Source organism: Rothia sp. P13129, from assembly GCF_048512865.1.
Taxonomy (GTDB): Bacteria; Actinomycetota; Actinomycetes; order Actinomycetales; family Micrococcaceae; genus Rothia.
Map to the genome: position 1 here is coordinate 89,369 of NZ_JBLXYA010000002.1, position 20,691 is coordinate 110,059.

At 46.3% G+C, this 20,691-nt stretch carries 15 protein-coding genes; 6 read left to right on the forward strand and 9 right to left on the reverse strand.

What is annotated here, in order from left to right:
- Positions 1-12 precede the first annotated feature (12 nt).
- The gene (gene budA, locus ACN081_RS02385) at positions 13-771 is read right to left on the reverse strand and encodes an acetolactate decarboxylase (RefSeq protein WP_419106839.1); all 759 of its coding nucleotides are present in this window, start codon (positions 769-771) and stop codon (positions 13-15) included.
- Positions 772-932: 161 nt separating this feature from the next.
- Positions 933-2,357 (reverse strand): type I glutamate--ammonia ligase, encoded by a 1,425-nt coding sequence (gene glnA, locus ACN081_RS02390; protein ID WP_419103031.1) that lies wholly within the window; start codon positions 2,355-2,357, stop codon positions 933-935.
- 201 nt (positions 2,358-2,558) lie between these two features.
- On the opposite strand from glnA, the gene ACN081_RS02395 reads away from it, so the two are divergent.
- Entirely contained in the window at positions 2,559-2,993 is a 435-nt protein-coding gene (locus tag ACN081_RS02395) for an RDD family protein (protein ID WP_419103097.1), read from the forward strand.
- 78 nt (positions 2,994-3,071) lie between these two features.
- Here the strand turns inward: ACN081_RS02395 and ACN081_RS02400 are convergent, their stop codons facing one another.
- From ACN081_RS02400 to lipB, 3 genes are all read right to left on the reverse strand, one after another.
- The gene (locus ACN081_RS02400) at positions 3,072-3,797 is read right to left on the reverse strand and encodes a DUF4191 domain-containing protein (protein WP_419103032.1); all 726 of its coding nucleotides are present in this window, start codon (positions 3,795-3,797) and stop codon (positions 3,072-3,074) included.
- Positions 3,798-3,948: 151 nt separating this feature from the next.
- Positions 3,949-4,956: a lipoyl synthase gene (gene lipA, locus ACN081_RS02405; protein WP_419103033.1), complete on the reverse strand. Its 1,008-nt coding sequence runs from the start codon at positions 4,954-4,956 to the stop codon at positions 3,949-3,951.
- A gap of 104 nt (positions 4,957-5,060) precedes the next feature.
- Positions 5,061-5,735, reverse strand: a complete 675-nt coding sequence (gene lipB, locus ACN081_RS02410; RefSeq protein ID WP_419106840.1) for a lipoyl(octanoyl) transferase LipB — start codon at positions 5,733-5,735, stop codon at positions 5,061-5,063.
- A gap of 211 nt (positions 5,736-5,946) precedes the next feature.
- Between lipB and ACN081_RS02415 the strand changes: the two genes are divergently transcribed.
- Positions 5,947-7,545, forward strand: a complete 1,599-nt coding sequence (locus ACN081_RS02415; RefSeq protein WP_419106841.1) for a protein kinase domain-containing protein — start codon at positions 5,947-5,949, stop codon at positions 7,543-7,545.
- 72 nt (positions 7,546-7,617) lie between these two features.
- Here the strand turns inward: ACN081_RS02415 and ACN081_RS02420 are convergent, their stop codons facing one another.
- The 4 genes from ACN081_RS02420 to ACN081_RS02435 form a co-directional block, all read right to left on the reverse strand.
- Complete coding sequence (locus ACN081_RS02420; protein WP_419106842.1) at positions 7,618-7,989, reverse strand: hypothetical protein; 372 nt, start codon at positions 7,987-7,989, stop codon at positions 7,618-7,620.
- A gap of 178 nt (positions 7,990-8,167) precedes the next feature.
- Positions 8,168-9,883 (reverse strand): 2-oxoglutarate dehydrogenase, E2 component, dihydrolipoamide succinyltransferase, encoded by a 1,716-nt coding sequence (gene sucB, locus ACN081_RS02425; protein ID WP_419106843.1) that lies wholly within the window; start codon positions 9,881-9,883, stop codon positions 8,168-8,170.
- 98 nt (positions 9,884-9,981) lie between these two features.
- Positions 9,982-11,361, reverse strand: a complete 1,380-nt coding sequence (lpdA, locus tag ACN081_RS02430) for a dihydrolipoyl dehydrogenase (RefSeq protein WP_419106331.1) — start codon at positions 11,359-11,361, stop codon at positions 9,982-9,984.
- A gap of 316 nt (positions 11,362-11,677) precedes the next feature.
- On the reverse strand, positions 11,678-13,195 hold the full coding sequence (locus ACN081_RS02435) for a leucyl aminopeptidase (RefSeq protein ID WP_419106844.1): 1,518 nt from the start codon (positions 13,193-13,195) through the stop codon (positions 11,678-11,680).
- Positions 13,196-13,515: 320 nt separating this feature from the next.
- Here ACN081_RS02435 and ACN081_RS02440 point away from each other — a divergent pair, with 320 nt between their 5' ends.
- The 4 genes from ACN081_RS02440 to ACN081_RS02455 all read left to right on the forward strand — a co-directional run bounded on the left by ACN081_RS02440 (position 13,516) and on the right by ACN081_RS02455 (position 20,183).
- Complete coding sequence (locus ACN081_RS02440; protein WP_419106845.1) at positions 13,516-14,484, forward strand: PAC2 family protein; 969 nt, start codon at positions 13,516-13,518, stop codon at positions 14,482-14,484.
- 234 nt (positions 14,485-14,718) lie between these two features.
- Positions 14,719-16,113 (forward strand): hypothetical protein, encoded by a 1,395-nt coding sequence (locus tag ACN081_RS02445; protein ID WP_419106846.1) that lies wholly within the window; start codon positions 14,719-14,721, stop codon positions 16,111-16,113.
- A gap of 318 nt (positions 16,114-16,431) precedes the next feature.
- Entirely contained in the window at positions 16,432-17,817 is a 1,386-nt protein-coding gene (locus ACN081_RS02450; protein WP_419106847.1) for an RNA polymerase sigma factor, read from the forward strand.
- A 260-nt stretch (positions 17,818-18,077) separates the two neighbouring features.
- A complete protein-coding gene (locus ACN081_RS02455; protein ID WP_419106848.1) occupies positions 18,078-20,183 on the forward strand; it encodes a DNA gyrase/topoisomerase IV subunit B in 2,106 nt (701 codons plus the stop codon).
- Positions 20,184-20,691: the final 508 nt, after the last annotated feature.

Sequence of the window (20,691 nt, forward strand, 5' to 3'; positions counted from 1 at the left end):
AAGATTCCTCTTTTATGAGCTGTGTTTTTCAGCTTTAGATATTTGCTCTGCGAGGTCTTCTGGAGACAGGTTTGCTTGTGAGAACTCTGGGGTGAGTGGTAACTGTAGTTTGAGAGAGGTTCCCGGGCATATCTCTACGTGGGCTTCTTTGAGCTTAAAATCGACAACGTGCCCGCCTGCCTGATAGCTGTTTTCAATAAAGTGCGCGTGGCACCCAGGGACACCGATACCTTGCTCGTAGATTGGTGTCCTAAAACCAACAATGGTTCCTTCACAATGGTCGAATTGGACAATATCTTCGTTCTCTGTTGCTTCTACCATCTTGGGGTACGGTTTGGACTGTTTAATGACGGTTCTGGTGCGAACCCATTCAAAAGAACCAACAATTTTGATGGCGTACATGTAGTTTTGTGAGACGGTGAAATCATCAAGTACCTGAGCTGCTGAACGTCTAAGAATGTTGTGGGGAAGGTCTCGTTTGATAACGGGGTTGAAATGAGTCACTACCGCAAAAGGTGTCTTTTGGTGCATTTGCGCAGGGCTGATAGAACCGTCGTGACGCATCTGGTAGCACTGCCCATCGAGGATAATCATCTCTCCGTCAAGCCCGTTAAACGTACCGATGCCAAAATCTCCGTGTGTGAGAAGTTCTTCAACTGTCATCTCTCCTTCGTAGACTCCGTCGAGTAATTGTGCCATGAGCCCAGTTTGAAATACTTCGTGAGGGCGCAATAAGGATTGAGGTGTTGTGATGTTCGAGGCGGATTCCATGTGCTGATTTAACTTTCTCAACGGGGGGGGTAGAAATGAGGATATTGTTCTTTTTATTCTAGAGCAACTGAATTATGCGATGAATAGTGCTGTAAAAATACGAGAAAGGTCCTCCTCGAATAAAACGAGGAGGACCTTTCAATACTCATGCAATACGAGTGTTAGACACCGTAGTACATGGCGAATTCAAGTGGGTGAGGAACAAGAGAGAGAGGCTCAAGTTCTTGTGTTCGTTTGTACTCAATCCATGCGTTGATGAGGTCTTCGGTGAAGACGTCACCTTGGAGTAGGAACTCATGGTCTGCTTCAAGAGCTTCAAGTGCTTCAGCAAGACTTGCAGGAGCTTTCTTGATATCTTTAGCTTCTTCTGCAGGTAGCTCGTAGAGGTCTTTATCAACTGGAGCAGGTGGTTCAATACGGTTGCGGATACCGTCTAGACCTGCCATGAGTTGAGCAGCAAAAGCGAAGTATGGGTTACAGGAGGGGTCAGGGGCACGGAACTCGAGACGTTTCGCCTTAGGGTTGGTTCCGGTGATAGGGATACGGATACCGGCAGAACGGTTACCCTGTGAATACACCATGTTAACAGGTGCTTCATAGCCGGGGACTAGACGCTTATAGGAGTTGACGGTGGGGTTCGTGAAAGCAAGGACTGCTGAGGAATGCTCAATCAGACCGCCAATATACCAGCGTGCGGTGTCGGAGAGGTTCGCGTAGCCGCGCTCGTCGTAGAAGAGAGGTTCTCCGTTGTTCCATAGTGACTGGTGGCAGTGCATACCGGAACCGTTATCACCAAAAATTGGTTTAGGCATGAAAGTCACAGACTTACCGTATGCGTCAGCGGTATTTTTGACGACGTATTTGAATTTTAGAAGGTCGTCTGCTGCTTGGGTGAGGGTAGAGAACTTGTAGTTAATCTCTGCCTGTCCGGGTCCGCCTACTTCGTGGTGAGAGCGCTCTACTTCGAGCCCGACTTCGTCGAGTGCTACACAGATAGAGTCTCGAAGGTCTGCTTGTTTATCAACGGGGGATACGGGGAAATATCCACCTTTGGTGGGGGTTTTATTACCGAGGTTTCCGCCTTCTTCAACGCGTCCGGTGTTCCACTGCGCTTCGTCAGAGTCGACAGCGTAGAAGGAGCCTTGAGGCTGGACGTCGTATCGGACGTCTTCAAAGACAAAGAATTCTGCTTCAGATGCGAAGAACGCGGTGTCAGCAATACCTGTAGATTTGAGGTATTCTTCAGCGCGTTCAGCAACACCTCGAGGGTCACGGTGATATGGTTCGCCGGTGCGTGGGTTGACGATGGAGCAGGTGATGACCAGAGTTTTTTCAACGCGGAAAGGATCTACGTAAGCAGAATTGACGTCGGGGATGAGCTGCATATCAGATTCTGCGATACCTTGGAACCCGCGGATAGAAGATCCGTCAAAGAGCTGTCCGTTGACGAAGAAATCGTCATCAATGGATTTAGCAGGAAGGTTGAAGTGCTGTTGCACGCCGGGCATATCACAGAAGCGGATGTCGACGAATACAACTTCTTCATCCTTGATGAAATCTAGAACTTCTTGTGCGCTGGTAAACATGGTCGGTTGTTCTCCTTAGATGAGTTTTGAGGCGACCGTAAAAATTTAGGTAATCCCCTGTGGTTGTTGTTAACCATATTCTGATATTTTTGCTCAGACGTATCTTTTATGTTTCGTGTTCGTAACATGAATGAGAGATGTAAGTCACCTCTAGGGTGTTCCTCTGACCATATGTGAAAAGTTAGATACTCTTAAACCGTGATGAAACGTGAAGATTTAGGATCATGGCTTAATGGCCCACCCACCGATCAAAAATACCCGGGCGAACATATGGGAAGACCTCAGCAAGGCCCTGGCTCTATCGCCCGTTTTGGACGAAGAATAATTGCTTTTTGTATCGACTGGTACTTGTGGTGGGCGGTGCTATACCTCTTGAACGTTCCACACCTACAAATATTCGTACTTCTTGTTGTTTGGGCATATCAAAGTATCACCATCGGATTATACGGACATACCTTAGGGCATTTCTTATGCGGGATGCAGGTTCAAACAGTGGACGGTCATCCTGTAGGTCTTAAAAATGCTATCTTGCGTTCTACCTTAGTAATGCTCGTTCTTCCTGTCTTTATGATGGATGCAGATACTCGAGGCGTTCACGATAGAGTCCGCAATATGATTCTTGTACGTATCCGTTAATGTCTTCGAGGATACAGACATTAAATAAGGGTGGTTGGTGATGTATACATCACCAACCACCCTTTTAATACTGGTCTTTTAGCGTCCGCGCATTGCCTGACGGTCAGGGCGCATACGGCTTGGATCAATACCCTTAGGAATGGGCAACATATTATTCTGCAATGAAGACAACCGATTATTAACGGCATGAACTTCTTGCTGGGTGAGCTGTTTAGGAAGCTTCTTCATCTGAGGAACAATTTTCTTCAGAGGAGTTTGTCCTTCACCGTTGCCAGAATGAATCACATGAACAGGAACGTTAGGAATCACTCGCTTAAGGCGTTTCTTCTCCTGATTAATAAGTGAAGAAACACGAGCTGGGGAACCTTCAGCGACCAAAACAATGCCAGGGCGACCAAGCGCACGGAATACAACGTCTTGGGTGCGAGGGTTAATAGCTACTGGCTGTTGTTCTACAATCCATCCTCGACGTAGAGAATTTAATGCTGCACCAGAGGCACCGGTCTGACCTTCAATCTGACCGAAGGCAGCTTTTTCTGCTTTTCGAGACAGAACCATAACAGCAACGAGAAGAGCAAAAGGAATACCGATAATAGTCCAAGTAATCCAGTTTTTCAGGAGGATGCCGATGAGGACAAAGGCAATAAGAACAGCTGCTGCCCAGAAGAAAAGAATCCAGCCAATACGAGGCTCAGAGGTGCGTGTCATAGCATAGACCTGCTTCATCTGAGCAAACATGCCAGGACCTTTATTCTTTTTCTTCTTTTCTTGTTGTGCGCGCTTTTCGTCGCGTGATGAAGTCACTGTGCGTCCTTCGCTTAAGGTGATGTGCTGGGGCACCCAACCACGCAGGCTGAGAGCGTACAAATATTTATTCTATATGACGTATCGGCTAAGACGATGTTGGAAAAAGAAAATATGCAGAGCAAAACGTGCCACTGACATAAGTTTTCTCTTAGTATCCTGCAGCTACTAGAGCAGAAGCCTCTTGCATTGCTCCGCCGTCGTCATCAATGTGAGCGAGTTCAGGAGGAATAGGGTAACCGTGATGTTTCATAGCACGTGCCCAGAGTCGTCCTGCACGGTAAGATGAACGAACCATAGGCCCTGCCATAACTCCAGCGAAACCGATTTCTTCTGCCATGGCAGAGTATTTGAGGAACTCTTGGGGCTTGACCCAACGATCAATGGGGTGGAAGAGCGGACCTGGTCGTAGGTATTGTGTCAAGGTAATAGTGTCGCACCCATAATCGTAGAGGTCGCAAAGGGCTTCGTAGATTTCTTCTTCGGTTTCGCCCATTCCAAGAATGAGGTTCGATTTGGTGATGAGTCCGGCTTCTTTACCCTGTTGAATCACTTCAAGGGATCGTTCATAGCGGAATGCTGGGCGAATCTTTCGGAAAATTCGTGGAACAGTCTCGAGGTTATGGGCAAAGACTTCTGGTTTAGCGTCGATGACTTGCTGTACGTCTTCTGGTGTGCCTTTAAAGTCAGGGATGAGAATTTCGACGCCTGTTCCCGGTGATACTTTGTGAATCTGTCGGATGGTTTCTGCATAGAGCCATGCGCCACCATCGGGTAGGTCATCTCGTGCAACACCGGTTACGGTGGTGTAACGTAGCCCCATTTTTTTAACGGATAGCGCAACTTTAATTGGTTCAGTACGGTCTAAAGCTAGAGGTTTTCCGGTGGCAATTTGGCAGAAATCGCAGCGGCGAGTACATTCTGAACCGCCGATGAGGTATGTTGCTTCGCGGTCTTCCCAACATTCGTAGATATTGGGGCAGCCGGCTTCTTCGCAGACCGTATGCAAACCAGAGCCACGAGCGAGGTTAATCATGTCTTTATAGGCAGGACCAACTTTAGCTTTAGTTTTAATCCAGTGAGGTTTTTTCTCGATGGGGACTTCAGCGTTACGTGCTTCCACGCGCAATAGCTTGCGGCCCTCGGTAGCTACGCTCATCTTTAGTGCTCCTTTTTCTTCCAATGACCTGATGAAATTCTAATGCCATATGGGTCATTCATTAATAATTTATTGCGTGTGTGATGCAATGAAGTCTGTGATGTTTATTGTGCTCGCGGTTCAAAAGACTCGGCTAATTGGTCGCTATACCGTAAAAGCTCAGTTTCAAGAGAGTCTAATAATTCTTCAGGGGTAAAGCGTCTGCCAAGTTGTTCGCTAATGCTCGTCACTCCAGCATCGCTAATTCCACAGGGAATAAACTGGCTAAACGGCGCTAAATCGTTGCAACAGTTAATAGCGAAGCCATGCATCGTAGTATTTTTAGCAACACGTATACCAATAGCAGCAATTTTTCGGTCTGGAGTATTGCCGTCTCCGAGAACCCACACACCAGAGCGCCCTTGAACTCTTTGCCCCTGTATCCCTAGTTGTGCAAGAACATTAATCATGATGTCTTCACAGATACGAACATAACGTACAACGTCAAGTGGCTCAGGCAGACGTACGATAGGGTAGCCGACTAATTGCCCTGGGCCGTGCCAGGTGAGCTTTCCACCTCTATCAATAGGGACTACTGGCGTGCTGGTATCTGCTGCGGGATATTCGTGTGCTTCAGTGCGTTTGCCAGCTGTGATAACAGGTTGGTGTTCTAATAACAACACCGTATTTTGTTGTTCATAAGCGGAGACTTTATCGTGAATGCGCTGTTGTAAAGAAAGTGCTTCAATATAGTCTACGTAATCGGGGGCAAAACCAACCCGCTTAATCTCTAAGCTCATATCTTCTACAGTATCCTTGTTTTTCTCTGTTCGGAAACTCCTCAAACGTGAGATTCGTCCGAGACCAGACAAAGGATAACCTAATTTTTTGGATGAATATGACAGAAATATTTCTCGAATAACATCTCTGTCCACAGCCTTATGACTAGTCGAAACGCTCTTTTGTGGATACCTGATGCCCTAAAAATTCTTCATCAGATATACCAGAGGTATGAGTACTCAGCCAGAGAATTACCCTCGTAGCATTTCCCTTGATCAATACGCTACTTTCCGATACTCCCTCGGGGCAACACAACAGCGAAGTTTATGGGCGGTAAGTTACCTTCCTGAAGAAGGGCATAATCCACTCTCTATCCCAGAAGGAAATTATGCCCTCGAAGAGATTTTCAACATCTCCCCAGCTGAAATGCGCCCTGCTGAAAGACTATGTTCTTTACCTACCCACGAAGACGTAGCAACTGTTTTTGCTATTTCCTCGGCAGGAGACAACGAATATATCTGGTATGAACAAACAGACGCAGGAACTCTCGAGAACCTTTTAAGTGAAAAAGGAAAAATTACGCCAGAAGAAGTGACAGGCATGGTTGAACAACTTTGCCGTGGTTTACGTTGGCTCCATGAACAGCAGATGGCATACCGTGCGTTAAACCCTCGAAATATTGGTTTTACCAGTAACGGAAAGCTGAAACTATATGCTCCAGAACGAGAGTTACGTGGCGCAACCAAAACAGTTATTGAAGAGTATATTCGTCACGATACTTCAGCTCTTGCCTCTATTATTTGGCGATGTTTGACAGGGGAGGAGCCTGCAAATGCCAGTGATCGAACACCTCTACATTTCCTCTATCCGACGATGAATAAAGAGCTGATGTATTGTCTAGAAGCCGCTATCGATCACAGTGAACAGATGCCTCAACTTCACGAAATCTATCGCCTACTGGCACATGAGTTCGTTCCTCGTCCAGTGAATCTTTTCGCTAGTGCACATCCTCAAACACATGGAACCTTACCTGCTGAGCACCCTTGGAACCCGCCTACCCCTGAACAGAAAACTTCTTTTCAGCGATTCTTTGGGCGAAAGAGTATAGAGGTTCCCTCAGCCCTTGACCTTAACCAAGATGTACCATCCCATCGAATGAAAAAGTTTTTATCCGGCAAAATAACACGCCTTGTTCAGTTGTTGTCACAACGTAAAATTCTATGGGGAGCAGTCGCCGTCTTCGGCACATTCATCATAACGATGATGTATGGGGTGAGTGGGCTCTCTGGATTACCCTTAGCCGAACCGCACCAAGAAAAGACTCATACTACTCCTTCTTCTGAGGATAAAAGAACGGTGAGTTTGCCACAACATAGTGATGCTCCTTCTGCGCAGCAGGACTCTTCACCTTCTATTTATCCCGACCCACCTGAAGGAGAAGAGCTTGCTGAGCTCTTAGATGAACTCTTGCACAAACGTCAGGAATCTTTTTCTCAAAATCATCCATTGGTCAATACATATGCCGTGAAGGACTCTCCACAATATTTAGCTGATATGGCTTTACATGAACGCGATACTCAGCGAGAACTTGGAGAACAAAGTGTGAAACTAACTCACATACAGCAGGTTCAGGGGGAGAGCAATCGTATAGAAGTCCAAGCCGATATTGTGTCTTCTGCTCACAGTGCAAAACTTTTAACAGATGAAGAGAAACAGCGGTATGGGATTAAAACGGTGGGTGAACATGTGCAACAAACAGTGCGTTTTACTCTTCTACCAGATGATACAACGTGGAAAATCTATGATGCTCTCCCGCTGAATGGAGAATAAAAGAACGCGCTGTGAGCATCGAATTATTCATCGATACTCACAGCGCGTTCTAACCTGTGTGTAGAAATATTTTTAGTGCCAGAGCGTTGCTAGCGCGATATTGATGAGGGCAAGTCCACCAACAGCGTGAGCTAAGGGGATATTGCGTGCTTTTTCAAGCGTGCCAGCAGCTCGTGCTGCTTTATATTGACGTTGGCCCACAAAAGCGGCTACGCAGATAACGATTGCCAAGAGAATTTTGATGCCAATTTTCATATGGTTTAACTCTGCGTGCTGGGACATCTGAATAAAGTACAGGGCAAAACCTGTTGCTAGCTGGAGAAGAGCTGCATGAAATTGTCCGGGCAGGACGATTGCCTGTTTAAAATGTGCTACCCAAATTCCAAAGACTAATGCTGCTCCGACGATGTGTAAGAAAACTAAGAATGCAATGACCGTACTCATGTCTCTAGTCTACGGAACAAACAAATATTTTGCAGACACATTGACAGTAAAACTCTGTTCAGTGCTCAAAAACACGCAGATAAACAATGGTGGGTATGAACCACACAATGTGTGTGGCTCATACCCACCGACTCATAACTCAGGTTTTACCCTAAATCATAAAAACTATCGCTAGTTTTTAGAGACCGACCTCAGCTTCAAATGCAGCACCCTCGAGGCGAGTCTGCAAGAAGTGGAGGAAACGGCCCGCGTCTGCGCCATCAATGACGCGGTGATCATAGGTCAAGGAGAGGTAAGCCATGCTACGGATAGCAATGACATCGTTACCCTCTGCATCTTGAATCACTGCAGGACGCTTAACTGTTGCACCAATACCCAAAATAGCAACATTAGGCTGGTTAATAATCGGAGTGAAGAATACACCGCCGGTATTACCAATGTTGGAAATGGTGAAAGTGGAGCCAGAAAGTTCTTCAGGGTTAATCTGACCGGTACGTGCGCGAGAAGCAACATCACCAATCTTCTTTGCCAAGCCAGCTACGTTCAAGTTGCCTGCGTCCTGAATAACAGGAACAAGCAGACCCTTAGGAGTATCTGCAGCAATACCGATGTTCTCAGTGTTGTGGTAGGTAATTTCCTTGAGGTCTTCAGACATAGAAGCGTTGAACTGAGGGAACTGCTGAAGAGCCTCAGTAACTGCCTTAGTGAAGAACGGCAAGAAGGTGAGCTTAGCACCTTCACGTGCAGCAAACCCATCTTTTGCTTTGTTGCGAAGAGCAACAAGACGAGTCAAATCAACCTCAGCGACCTGAGTGAGCTGAGCAGAAGTTGCCAAAGACTCCACCATACGCTTTGCGATGGTCTGGCGGATACGAGGAGCTTTTTCAGTTGTTCCACGCTTTGAGGAGACCTTAGGTGCAGAAGCGCTCTTTTGTTCGGTAGCTGGGCTGGCAGTCGCAGCAACAGGAGCCGGTGCAGCAGGAGCAACAGGTGCAGCAGGAGCGGAGGACTTCTTTGCCTCTACTGCTGCCTGAATATCCTGCTTACGGATACGTCCGCCAACGCCAGTGCCCTTAATAGTTGAAAGGTCAATGCCCTCTTGCTTTGCCAACTTGCGAACAAGTGGAGTGACGTATACTTCGCCCTGTGCAGTAGTAGGAGCTTCAGCAGTAGGCGCCGCAGGAGCAGCAGGAGCAGCAGGAGCAGCAGGAGCAGCAGGAGCAGCAGGAGCAGCTGTAGGAGCTTCAGCCGCTGGCTCAGCTGGTGCAGAAGCTGGTGCAGAAGCTGGTGCAGCAGGTGCGCTAGACGCGCTACCGATAACAGCAAGAACCTGACCAACCTCAGCTTCTTCGTCCTCTTCAACACGGATTTCTAGAAGAGTACCTGCAGCAGGGGAAGGTACTTCGGTATCAACCTTATCGGTAGAAACTTCGAGAAGTGGTTCATCAACTTCAACGGTCTCGCCTACTTCTTTGAGCCAACGAGTGACCGTACCAGAAGAAACAGACTCACCAAGTGCAGGAAGAACAACTTCCTGTCCTTCTGCAGAACCAGTAGCAGCTGGCTCAGCCGGTACAGCAGGAGCTTCTTCCTGCTGAGCAACAGGAGCAGATTCTTCTGCGGCAGCTGCAGGCGCAGCAGGAGCGGCAACACCAGAACCATCGCCAATCACGATGAGAGGAGCGCCAACTTCAACGTCAGCATCTTCTTCAACAAGAATCTGCTCTACAACGCCAGCTACCGGTGAAGGAACCTCAGTATCTACCTTGTCGGTAGAAACTTCGAGAAGGGGATCATCAACGGCTACGGTATCGCCAACTTCAACGAGCCAGCGGGTAACGGTACCCTCGGTTACGGATTCGCCCAATGCGGGCAGTTCTACTGTGTGGGACATATCTTCCCGTTCTCCTTGTGAATTCGGAAATTATAAAAAAGTGGAGGTGAAGGCGTAACAACCTTAGCTGATACGCCAACACAAAATACTGAGAAGTATTAGCCGTGTAGGGGAGCCCCAGCAAGTGCCATAGCAGCTTCGCCAAGAGACTCATTCTGAGTTGGATGTGCGTGAATGAACTGTGCTACATCCTCAGGGAAAGCTTCCCAAACAACCCACATCTGAGCTTCGCCGATTTGCTCGCCCATGCGCTTACCAATAGCATGAACACCGACGATAGGGCCATCTTTCTGGCGGACAACCTTAACGATGCCGCCAGTACCCAAAATCGCTGACTTACCGTTACCAGCCAAGTTGTATTCAGTAGTTTCGATATTTTCAGCACCGAACTTTTCTTCAGCCTTAGGCTGAGAATAGCCGACAGAAGCGATTTCAGGTTCGCAGAAAGTAACCTTAGGGATGTTAACATCCTCAACAATCTGAGGGTTCAAACCAGCAATTTCTTCTGCAACGAAACGACCCTGCTGGTAGCCACGGTGTGCCAACTGAACGCCAGGAACAATATCACCAATAGCGTAGATATTGCCAACACCAGTGTGTAGACGCTCGTTAGTGATAACAAAACCGCGGTCCATGGTAAGCCCCTGCTCTTCATAACCGAAACCAGCAGTGTTGGGGCCACGACCAACAGCGACAAGAACGATATCTGCTTCAAAGACTTTTCCGTCAGCCAAAGTAACTTTAGCGCCGTTAGCATCCTGTTCAACCTTCTCAAAAAGAGTTCCGGTGTTAAACTTGATGCCACGCTTCTTGAACTCACGTTCAAGAACTTTAATGATGGAAGGATCTTCGTTAGGTACGAGGTGAGGTAGACCCTCGATGATAGTAACCTCAACGCCCATGGAGTTCCACATAGACGCAAACTCAGAACCAATGACGCCGCCACCAAGAACGATAGCGCTCTTGGGCAGGTAATCCATCTGAAGTGCTTCGGTGGAGGTAAGAACTCGGTCACGAATCTCTAAGCCAAAAGTCTTTGATACAGAACCAGAAGCCAAGATGATGTGCTTGCCCTTATAAGCAGTTCCATCAACAGTGATGGTATCGGTAGCGGTCAGTTTACCTTCACCAGAAATAACGGTGACTTTTTTCATCTTCAAAAGACCAGAAAGTCCCTTGAACTTTCCTGCAACGATGCCGTCTTTGTAATCGCGAACTTTACCCATATCAATGGATTCCACGGTTGCGTTAACGCCGTATTTGGATGCTTCACGAGATTCCTCAGCTAATTCCGCTGCGTGCAAATACGCTTTGGTCGGAATGCAACCGGTGTGAAGACAGGTGCCACCGAGTTTTTCTTTCTCGATAAGACCAACGGTGAATCCTAGCTGAACTGCGCGAAGAGCTGCTGAATAACCAGCGCTTCCGCCACCGAGGATGAGAATATCAAATTCTTGAGCTGTTGCCGTATCGGGCACTTTTGCGCTCCCTTGCGTAGATTGGAATAAATCCATTTTGCTTAAGGTTTCGGTTCATCGACCTAAAAGTCTGCTCTCTTACAAAGTTCTCAGAAAGAGCGCAGATAGCCTATGAACTCTCCTCTCTACCGTACCGCAACTCAGATGTGTGGAGTGTACAAAGGTGAAAGTGTTACACATGTTTTAGGAAGAACACATCACACTGGGGTAGAGGTCACGTTTAAAAACACCCCAAAAAGTTCTATGTATTAACAAAGTCGGGCTTTTTGCGTGTGCAAAAAGCCCGACCCTCGCCTTTGAACCTATCTTAACGACGTTAGGAAACTAGAGACTCCACAAACGTCAAAAGTGTTGCAACCGACATGCCAGTGCCTTCCTTAGGGGTAAATCCATAAGGAGATTCCTCATTAAAAGAAGGACCAGCGATATCAAGGTGTGCCCAAGGAATCTGCTGTTCATCAACAGAGCCAACAAACTCTTTGAGGAACAACCCAGCGCTTAGCATTCCACCATAACGGCCACCGATATTCTTCAAATCAGCAACGGGAGAGTTCAAGCTTGCGCGAAGATGTTCTGGTAAAGGCATAGGCCAGAAGGTTTCTCCTGCCTGACGTGAAGCCTGAACAATATCTTCACGAACCTTCTCATCGCCCATAACTGCCGCATAACGAGCACCTAGAGCAACGAGTTGAGCTCCCGTAAGTGTTGCAACATCAATAAGAACATCAGGTGCTGACTCAGAAGCGTATGCTAAACCATCAGCCATGACAAGACGTCCCTCTGCGTCAGTATTGAGAACCTCAACAGTTTGCCCGTCACGCATCGTCAAAACATCTTCAGGGCGGATAGCTGTACCACCGGGCATGTTCTCTGCCAAGCACAAAATTGCTGTAACAGCTACAGGCAGTTCAAGTTCAGCAGCAGCTGCAACAACATTCAGTACGGTTGCTGCACCAGCCATATCGCTTTTCATGGTCATCATTGCATTGCCTGGCTTGATGGAGTTTCCACCAGAGTCAAAAGTGATGCCTTTGCCAACTAAAGCAACGTGTTTTTGAGCGCCTTCGGGAGCGTACTTTACCTCGACCATACGTGGAGGTCGTGCGGAGCCCTGTCCTACGCCTGCAATGCCGCCAAAACCGCCATCTTTGAGTTCTTGTTCATCAAAAACTTTAACTGTTACCTCTTTGAGGTCAGCAACACGTTCTGTAGCTTTCTGAGCAAACGTTTCAGGGTAAAGGGAAGATGGGGGTGTATTCACCAAACGACGTGTAGAATCCACCGCTTGACCAAGAATCAGTGCACGAGTGAGAACATCAGAAGCTGCATCAGATTCTACTTCGGTCACAATGGTGATATTCTCGACCGCAGTCTTAACAGAATCTGCAGTGCGAACTCGCAACTGTGGATCGCTAAAAGCACCCAGCGCAGCACCTTCAGCGATAGCAGCTACCTCAGCAACATTCTGTGCTGGTAGAGCAAGAGCAACATCTGAGAATCCTGCAAGCTGGCGGATAGCAGAACCTGTGGCGTAACGTAACGCATCAATATGTGCTTGAGTATCTTCCTGACGTGCTCCTAGACCGATTAATGCAAGAACATCAGCATTGGTCTCATCGACACCAGGTAAACGATGTAATTGATCTGCAGCACCGGTTACTCCCAGATCCTCAAGAACTGCTTCAAGCCCCTGCGCTGTTTCTTCGCCCAAAGGACCGCGCTCAAGAACTGGACCTTCTGTAGAAGAATAAACTCCTAGGACAAGAATCTGAGCCTCAATAGCTTCAAGGTCGGGGGAAGCGACTGAAAAAGTAAGATCGGATGAATCAGACATTATTCTCCTCATCAAGATAGATGGTAGTGTTTGGACTCTTAAAGATCTTTAAGTCGATAATGTTCCTACCGTTTATAGAGACATAATCAAAGGCGAGATAGATAAGAGTTGTATCTCATACTATCTTGCACCATGACCAGAAGACAGCTGTTTGAACTAATACAACAGAGAAGAAACAGAGAGTTTGCCGATTTCTCTGATTACACTAACTTAAGACATGCTCTAATACAGAACAGGTTCAGCCTTCTTGAACGTGTAGATATACTAGAGTGTTTCAAGAACTCAAGAGCATAACGGTACGAGAAAATGAGGGAGGGAATATGCTCAATCCAGAAGACTTATATGAGGAACAATCTGGGATGCTCAGCCATCCGCGTATTCAAGGGCTTCCTCTGCTGGTGTCTCTAGAGCCTCCACATGATATTGGCGGAACCGCCTATGGGGTAGCCGACGTGTTACGCAAAGAACTAGAACATATTAAGCTCGCTGAATTCGATTTTGACCAGCTATGCCGCTACAGAGAACGAAGCTTGCACTCTTTATTCCGTAAAGGCCTCTTTGACGAGATGTCTCTACCTGAGGTGAACTTGTACCTCATGGAAGATCACCTCAAACAGCCATTTTTGCTTCTTGCCGGTGCTGAACCTGACTATCAGTGGCAACGATTTGTCCAAGCTATACTGCGTATCATCCGTCAAGTTAAAAGCTCTTATGTCATGCTTGTGTCTGGGTACGCGATGTCCTTTCCTCATACTCGCCCTATCGTCGTGACGATTCGTGGCTCCTATGAGGAAGTTGTTGCCCCTCTGCGTACCGTCAACCATGTTTTTGAGATGCATCAGTCACATACTGATTTCTTAGAATATATGCTTGCTCGTCAGAACATTAAAACAGTGAAATTTAATGTGCATGTGCCACGATACCTAGGAGACAACTTTTTACCGCAAGCTGTATTACGGGCATTGGAACACATTACGTTGGTCTCGAAATTGTCTCTACCTCTTGAAAAAATGGTGGTGGCTTCAGGACAAGCTCAAAAAAGTATTAACGAGATGTTCAAAGACAACCAGGAAATTGCCTTCCTTATTAAAAAATTTGAAGAAGAGTATGACAGGTATATGAAGCATTATCCTCTCAACATGCTGGAGCTAGATGTTCAGGAAAATGATTCTTTACTTAATCGCGAGACGATAGGTCAAGAAATTGAAAAATATCTTGAAGAATTAGGGGAAAGCTCTTCTTCTGACTCATCGAATGCTGATAAACCTGATTCGCCGAGAACCTCATGATGATAAAACGTAGTTCATGATGTCGATACCTATCGACATCATGAACTAACAACTCTGATGAGAGCCTACTTAATTGCTGGAGACCTATGAAGTCTCTCCTTAACCTAAAAATACAAGTAGCTTTTCTCGATGATTGCAGGAGCTGGGGTATTGCCCTCTTTCATTCGTCACGTCTTATCCACAGTTTTCTGATACCCAGTACTTTTAGCCATAATCCTCATGCACAGTGGAGATATGGCATCTTCACATCACCCTTATTTTTTCGAATCCTTAGCACCTCACCCTGGCTCACCTGCTCATGCCGTGTCGTACATCGTGCACCAACTAGGTTATTGGCCTGAAGACTCCGTTGTTCTCGTTCTTGCTGACACAACGCTCGGGCCTTTAGTACGTATCGATAGCAGGCAAGAATGTTCTCGCCAAGAATCGATAGCATTGATAACCCATTTTGTTCAGACGCTTTCCGAAAAACCCATAACCGAGGATAAGCTACCGTATTTTTTACTTGCCGTTTTTGGGCCGAACACACCCACTCGTAGAAGACAACTAGAAAATAATCTTAACCAACCTCCTTGTATCGAAGAGATTGAAACTGATCGATTAGCATCTGCGCTGTGTGCCTACTGGCAACACGTCGGTATAGAGGTTGCATCGGTGCATCAAAAGACGCTCCTTGACGTCTTATATATTGGAGAAGTTTCGTATTGGAGAGCTCATCGAGATACCCACGAAATGATGTTGAGCGGATTCATCGATGAGGTGCAACGAACCGATGTCTACCTTAACTTGCTACTTGCTGGTTCTTGTGTTGCGCCCTGTGAGCTAGAAGCACAGAAACACTATTTACCTTCGCTAGAGAAAAGCCGTGATGTAGAGTCTAAGAACTGGTGGGAGGAAGAAATGGTGTTATGGCTGAAGGAATACCTCCAACACATTAAAACGCCAGATAGCGCCTATGCACAAGATTTTTTAACTCAAAAATACTATGAGAATATTTTGTGGAACCACGCCCTTATCCACGTAATAGAAACAATAAACCAATATCAGCGAACAGACTCAGCAGAGTTTGCTGATGCCATACGAAAAATACTAGACCCACACCTTATTGCTTTTCTTGGGGCAACATTAACGTCTGAACTTAGCGCACAATCTGTTATATATACCGTAGCTCTAGGCATAGACGAAACATCTTCTTTGTACCAGAAATTATCCAGCGCATATAAGAACTATCCGACGCATGAGATTCTTTGCCCACTTGGGTACGAACAATATCTGAGGCAGGCTAAAAGAATGATGAAACAAAAGACTAAAAAATCTCAACAACAAGATAGAGATATGCTTAATCTTTCACTTGAGAAATTTGCGTCAGTACTCCTAGGGAAACATCGTATAAAACCTGACCCCCAGAGAATTGCTGCCATGGAGATTTTATGTGCTCTGATTCTTCGCGCATATGAAAAACCTGACACTGCGCGAGCTTACGTTCTTTTGGCATGGGGGAGTTGGGCTATTGGACAAGGCACTAAGGCTCGTGAATATCTTCGAAAAGTGCAGGAACAACTTCCCACGGAAGAACTTTTTCTCAAAAATATAGAACAACTTCCACCGTGGCTAGGCGGAGAATTTTAAAAGAACGTTAAAAACTCTTGACAATAGAGCTGAAATCTGAGTTTATGTGGTGCGAATTATGAAAAACAGAATCAACGCCACACCGATAACCTACCGCAAGGAGCCGTAAATATCTGACATACTCTATTACTGACCCCGTACGAGTCTGCGATAAGACAGTATCAACGAGTTGGAATAATCTACAGATGACCATTGTTATCTATGGTAGAACCCTCGTCTGATGATGCTTATCGTGATAAGCAGACTTGACAGGGTCTTAGGTGTTTTGACTACAAGACACCCCCACTGTCTGTAGTCTGTCAAATAGAAAGGTACTCTGTGTCACCTGCTGCACGTAAGAAGGTTGATGAAGCGGAAGAAAACGCTACACAAACCGCTACTGCTCAAAAGAAAAAAACTACTCGGACTAAAACAACCGCTAAAACTGCTAAGGCTGCTCAAGAACCTAACGAAGCTACTGCTGTAGAAGAAACTGAAGGCACTCAACCTAAAGCTCAGCGCAAAACTAAGAAAACTTCTACTACAAAGAGCACCAAAACCAAAGCAACTTCTAAAAAAGCTGCGAACGAAGAAGACGAAATTCTCGACGAAGACATCGAAGCCGAAGAACTCGACATCGACGTCAGCGATGAAATTTTAGACACCGATGACCTCGATGAGGACGTCGATGATGAAGAGAACGCCAAAAAAGAAGAAAAGAAGCAGACCGAAGAAACTGCTGCTAAACGTAACGGCTTTGTTCTTACGTCAAATGATGAAGACGACGCCCCTGCCCAGCGCGTTATCGCACCCGGCGCAACCGCTGACCCCGTCAAAGATTATCTCAAACAAATTGGTAAAGTATCTCTTCTGAACGCTGAGCAAGAAGTAGACCTTGCGATGCGTATTGAAGCTGGACTTTACGCAGAACATAAGCTCAAAGAAAACCCACAAATGGACCGTGAGCTTAAAAAAGAACTTCGTTGGGTCATCCACGACGGACGTCGTGCCAAAAACCACCTTCTTGAAGCAAACCTACGTTTGGTCGTATCTCTAGCGAAACGTTACACCGGACGAGGAATGCTGTTCTTGGACTTGATTCAAGAAGGAAACCTCGGTCTAATCCGTGCTGTTGAAAAGTTTGATTATTCTAAAGGTTTTAAATTCTCAACATACGCAACATGGTGGATTCGCCAGGCAATTACCCGTGCAATGGCTGACCAAGCGCGCACCATTCGTATTCCTGTGCACATGGTTGAAGTCATTAACAAATTGGCTCGTGTGCAGCGTCAGATGCTTCAGGATTTAGGTCACGAACCTACCCCTGAACAGCTAGGTGAAGAACTCGATATGGCTCCAGAGAAGGTTATTGAAGTACAGAAGTACGGACGTGAACCTATCTCCTTGCACACGCCTTTGGGTGAGGACGGAGACTCAGAGTTTGGCGATTTGATTGAAGATTCAGAGGCCGTTGTACCTGCTGATGCAGTGTCCTTTACACTATTGCAAGAACAGCTTCATTCTGTCTTAGACACTTTGTCTGAACGTGAGGCAGGAGTAGTTGCCATGCGCTTTGGTATGACAGATGGGCAACCTAAAACTCTCGATGAAATCGGTAAAGTTTATGGTGTAACCCGTGAACGTATCCGCCAGATTGAGTCTAAGACGATGTCTAAACTTCGTCACCCATCACGTTCTCAGGTACTACGAGACTACCTCGACTAAGAAGACGATGACGAGGATTTTAGCAACATATTAGAGTCCTAAAACATCGAGTACCTCAACATTGAACACCTAAAATCTCTTGAACTCATTGAGAGAAAAGCCGGTGGCTATCTCATAGATAGATGGCCACCGGCTTTTAGCGTCTCTGAAGAAAAGAACAAATAGCGTTGAAACACCCAAAAAATTTGAGGTGCATAGATAGAATAAAGAACCTAAAATAGGTAGGTTAGTAACCACTCTGCTCAACTAGGGAGAACACCGTGGCAACCTCTTCATATACCGCTCGAAACCTTTCCGTCCTCGAAGGGCTCGAAGCCGTACGTAAACGCCCCGGTATGTATATCGGTTCAACCGATTCTCGTGGTTTAATGCATTGCCTCTGGGAAATTATTGATAACTCTGTAGACGAAGCTCTTGCCGGATACGGGCAATCCATCGACATTGTTCTGTACCGTGATGGCTCAGTAGAAGTTCGTGACGACGGGCGAGGTGTCCCGACCGATATCGAGCCTCGCACCGGACTGAGCGGTGTGGAAGTGGTGTACACCAAACTTCATGCTGGTGGAAAATTCGGTGGAGGTTCCTATGCTGCCTCTGGTGGTCTGCACGGTGTCGGCGCTTCCGTTGTTAATGCTTTATCAAGCCGGTTAGATGTGCAAGTAGACCGTGGTGGGAAAACCTACCAAATGAGTTTCCGTCACGGCATCCCTGGAGTGTTTAAAGACGGGCGAACACCAACACCACAAGCCTCTTTTACCCCTTCACAAAAAGAAAACGATTCCTTAGTTGTTATCGGCAAGGCTAAACGAGGTGTGACCGGAACCCGCGTACGCTACTGGGCTGATCCACAGATTTTTACATCAGATGCAAAGTTCAGTTATCAGGAACTTGCTCAGCGTGCTCGCCAAACCTCATTTCTCATTCCGGGTCTACGCATCGCCATTCGTGATGAACGTCGGCTAGCTGGCACTCCAGGCGAACACGACACCTACGAAGAAGTGTTCCACCATGATGGCGGTATCTCTGAATTTGTTGAGTATCTTGGGCATGATTCATCTGTGACAGATATTTGGCGTTTTCAAGGGCGTGACACCTTTACTGAAACTGTTCCTGTTCTGGATGAAGAAGGGCATTCTCAGCTTCAAGAAGTGGAACGTGAATGTGAAGTTGATATTGCCCTGCGGTGGGGGATTGGATATGACACAACTGTTCGTTCTTTCGTTAACATTATTTCTACCCCTAAAGGCGGCACTCACCTCACAGGCTTTGAACAAGGGCTTTTGAAGACCTTTAGAAAACATCTGAGTGATAATGCCAGAAAATATAAAGTTGGTGCTCAAGATAAGTTTGAAAAAGACGATATTCTTGCTGGACTAACAGCGGTACTCACTGTTCGTTTAGCGGAACCGCAATTTGAAGGACAAACAAAAGAGATTCTTGGTACCTCTGCGGTACGTCAGATTGTCTCGAAAATTGTGAGTACTCAACTAGCCCAGAAACTTAAAGCGACAGCTCGTGCTGATAAACAGCAAGCTCATTCCTTAAGCGAAAAAGTTGTGGCTGAGATGAAATCACGTATCTCAGCGCGAGTTCATAAAGAGACTCAGCGGCGAAAAAATGCTTTAGAAACCAGTTCTATGCCCGCGAAACTTGTGGATTGTCGTTCTCACGATGTCGCTCGTTCTGAACTTTTTATTGTTGAGGGAGACTCTGCTCTAGGAACAGCGCGTCTGGCTCGTTCGTCAAGTTATCAGGCTCTTTTGCCGATTCGCGGAAAGATTCTGAACGTTCAGAAAGCTTCACTGACGGACATGTTAGCTAATGCTGAATGTGCCGCAATTATTCAGGTTCTTGGTGCAGGCTCTGGTCGAACCTTTGACGTCGAAAGTATCCGCTACGGCAAGGTTGTGATGATGACGGATGCTGACGTTGACGGCGCACATATTCGTACTTTGCTTTTGACCTTGTTCTATCGTTATATGCGCCCTATGGTTGAAGCCGGTCGAGTCTATGCTGCGGTGCCTCCCTTGCATCGAGTTGAAGTCATCCATCGTGGACGGGCTAACGAGATGATTTATACGTATTCTGAACGTGAGTTAGAAGAACTTTTGCGCCGTTTAGAAGATGAAGGAAAGAACTATAAAGAGCCGATTCAACGATATAAAGGGTTGGGTGAGATGGATGCTGACCAGCTCGCGGAGACGACGATGGATCCTCGCCATAGAATGTTGCGTCGTATTCGCATTGAAGATGCGCAAGCTGCTGAGCAGGCTTTCTCTTTGTTGATGGGTTCAGAGGTTGCTCCTCGCAAGGAATTTATTATTAACAGTGCCCATAAATTATCTGATGACCAAATTGATGTGTAGTTAGTGTCTTGTTGTTCTTTTCCTGTGTTGTGTTCTCGAGGGTAATGGCAGATTGTTCCGGGATTGTTAGAAGATGAGTTCTCGAGAGAGTATGTGCGTCGTTCTATCGATGAATTATTTTTAGAGCGCGAGAGTGTTGCTCGTTTAGGGCTTCTTGGTCCGCGTGGATAAGTGCTTGCGTCCTTTTACTTTGCGACACGCTGGTGTTTGAGTAGAGATAAAGTGCAATAATTTTTATGAAAAAAATCACCACTATTCTCTATGGTGTTTCATGACAGATTATATAAAGGTGTCAATATACGGGTGAGAAATCTTTACGAGATAGTTTCAAATCTACTTTTTCTCATTGGCTGAAAACTTTTTGAAAAACCCAAATAATGCTATTTGACTAGGGTAAATATTGATACTTAGGGGAGTGTTGTCAATTGTTGAAAAAAGCCCAAAACATAAAAAGTGCTTACTGTGAAAATAACCTTTAGAGCAACGTCAAGTCCCCAACTTAAAAGAG

Excerpts from the sequence above, each read along its gene's own strand:
- ACN081_RS02415 (WP_419106841.1), top strand. The coding sequence starts at position 5,947 with ATGAGTACTCAGCCAGAGAATTACCCTCGTAGCATTTCCCTTGATCAA.
- glnA (WP_419103031.1), bottom strand. The coding sequence starts at position 2,357 with ATGTTTACCAGCGCACAAGAAGTTCTAGATTTCATCAAGGATGAAGAA.
- budA (WP_419106839.1), bottom strand. The coding sequence starts at position 771 with ATGGAATCCGCCTCGAACATCACAACACCTCAATCCTTATTGCGCCCT.
- ACN081_RS02420 (WP_419106842.1), bottom strand. The coding sequence starts at position 7,989 with ATGAGTACGGTCATTGCATTCTTAGTTTTCTTACACATCGTCGGAGCA.
- lipB (WP_419106840.1), bottom strand. The coding sequence starts at position 5,735 with ATGAGCTTAGAGATTAAGCGGGTTGGTTTTGCCCCCGATTACGTAGAC.
- sucB (WP_419106843.1), bottom strand. The coding sequence starts at position 9,883 with ATGTCCCACACAGTAGAACTGCCCGCATTGGGCGAATCCGTAACCGAG.
- ACN081_RS02440 (WP_419106845.1), top strand. The coding sequence starts at position 13,516 with ATGCTCAATCCAGAAGACTTATATGAGGAACAATCTGGGATGCTCAGC.
- ACN081_RS02395 (WP_419103097.1), top strand. The coding sequence starts at position 2,559 with ATGAAACGTGAAGATTTAGGATCATGGCTTAATGGCCCACCCACCGAT.
- ACN081_RS02445 (WP_419106846.1), top strand. The coding sequence starts at position 14,719 with ATGGCATCTTCACATCACCCTTATTTTTTCGAATCCTTAGCACCTCAC.
- ACN081_RS02435 (WP_419106844.1), bottom strand. The coding sequence starts at position 13,195 with ATGTCTGATTCATCCGATCTTACTTTTTCAGTCGCTTCCCCCGACCTT.
- lipA (WP_419103033.1), bottom strand. The coding sequence starts at position 4,956 with ATGAGCGTAGCTACCGAGGGCCGCAAGCTATTGCGCGTGGAAGCACGT.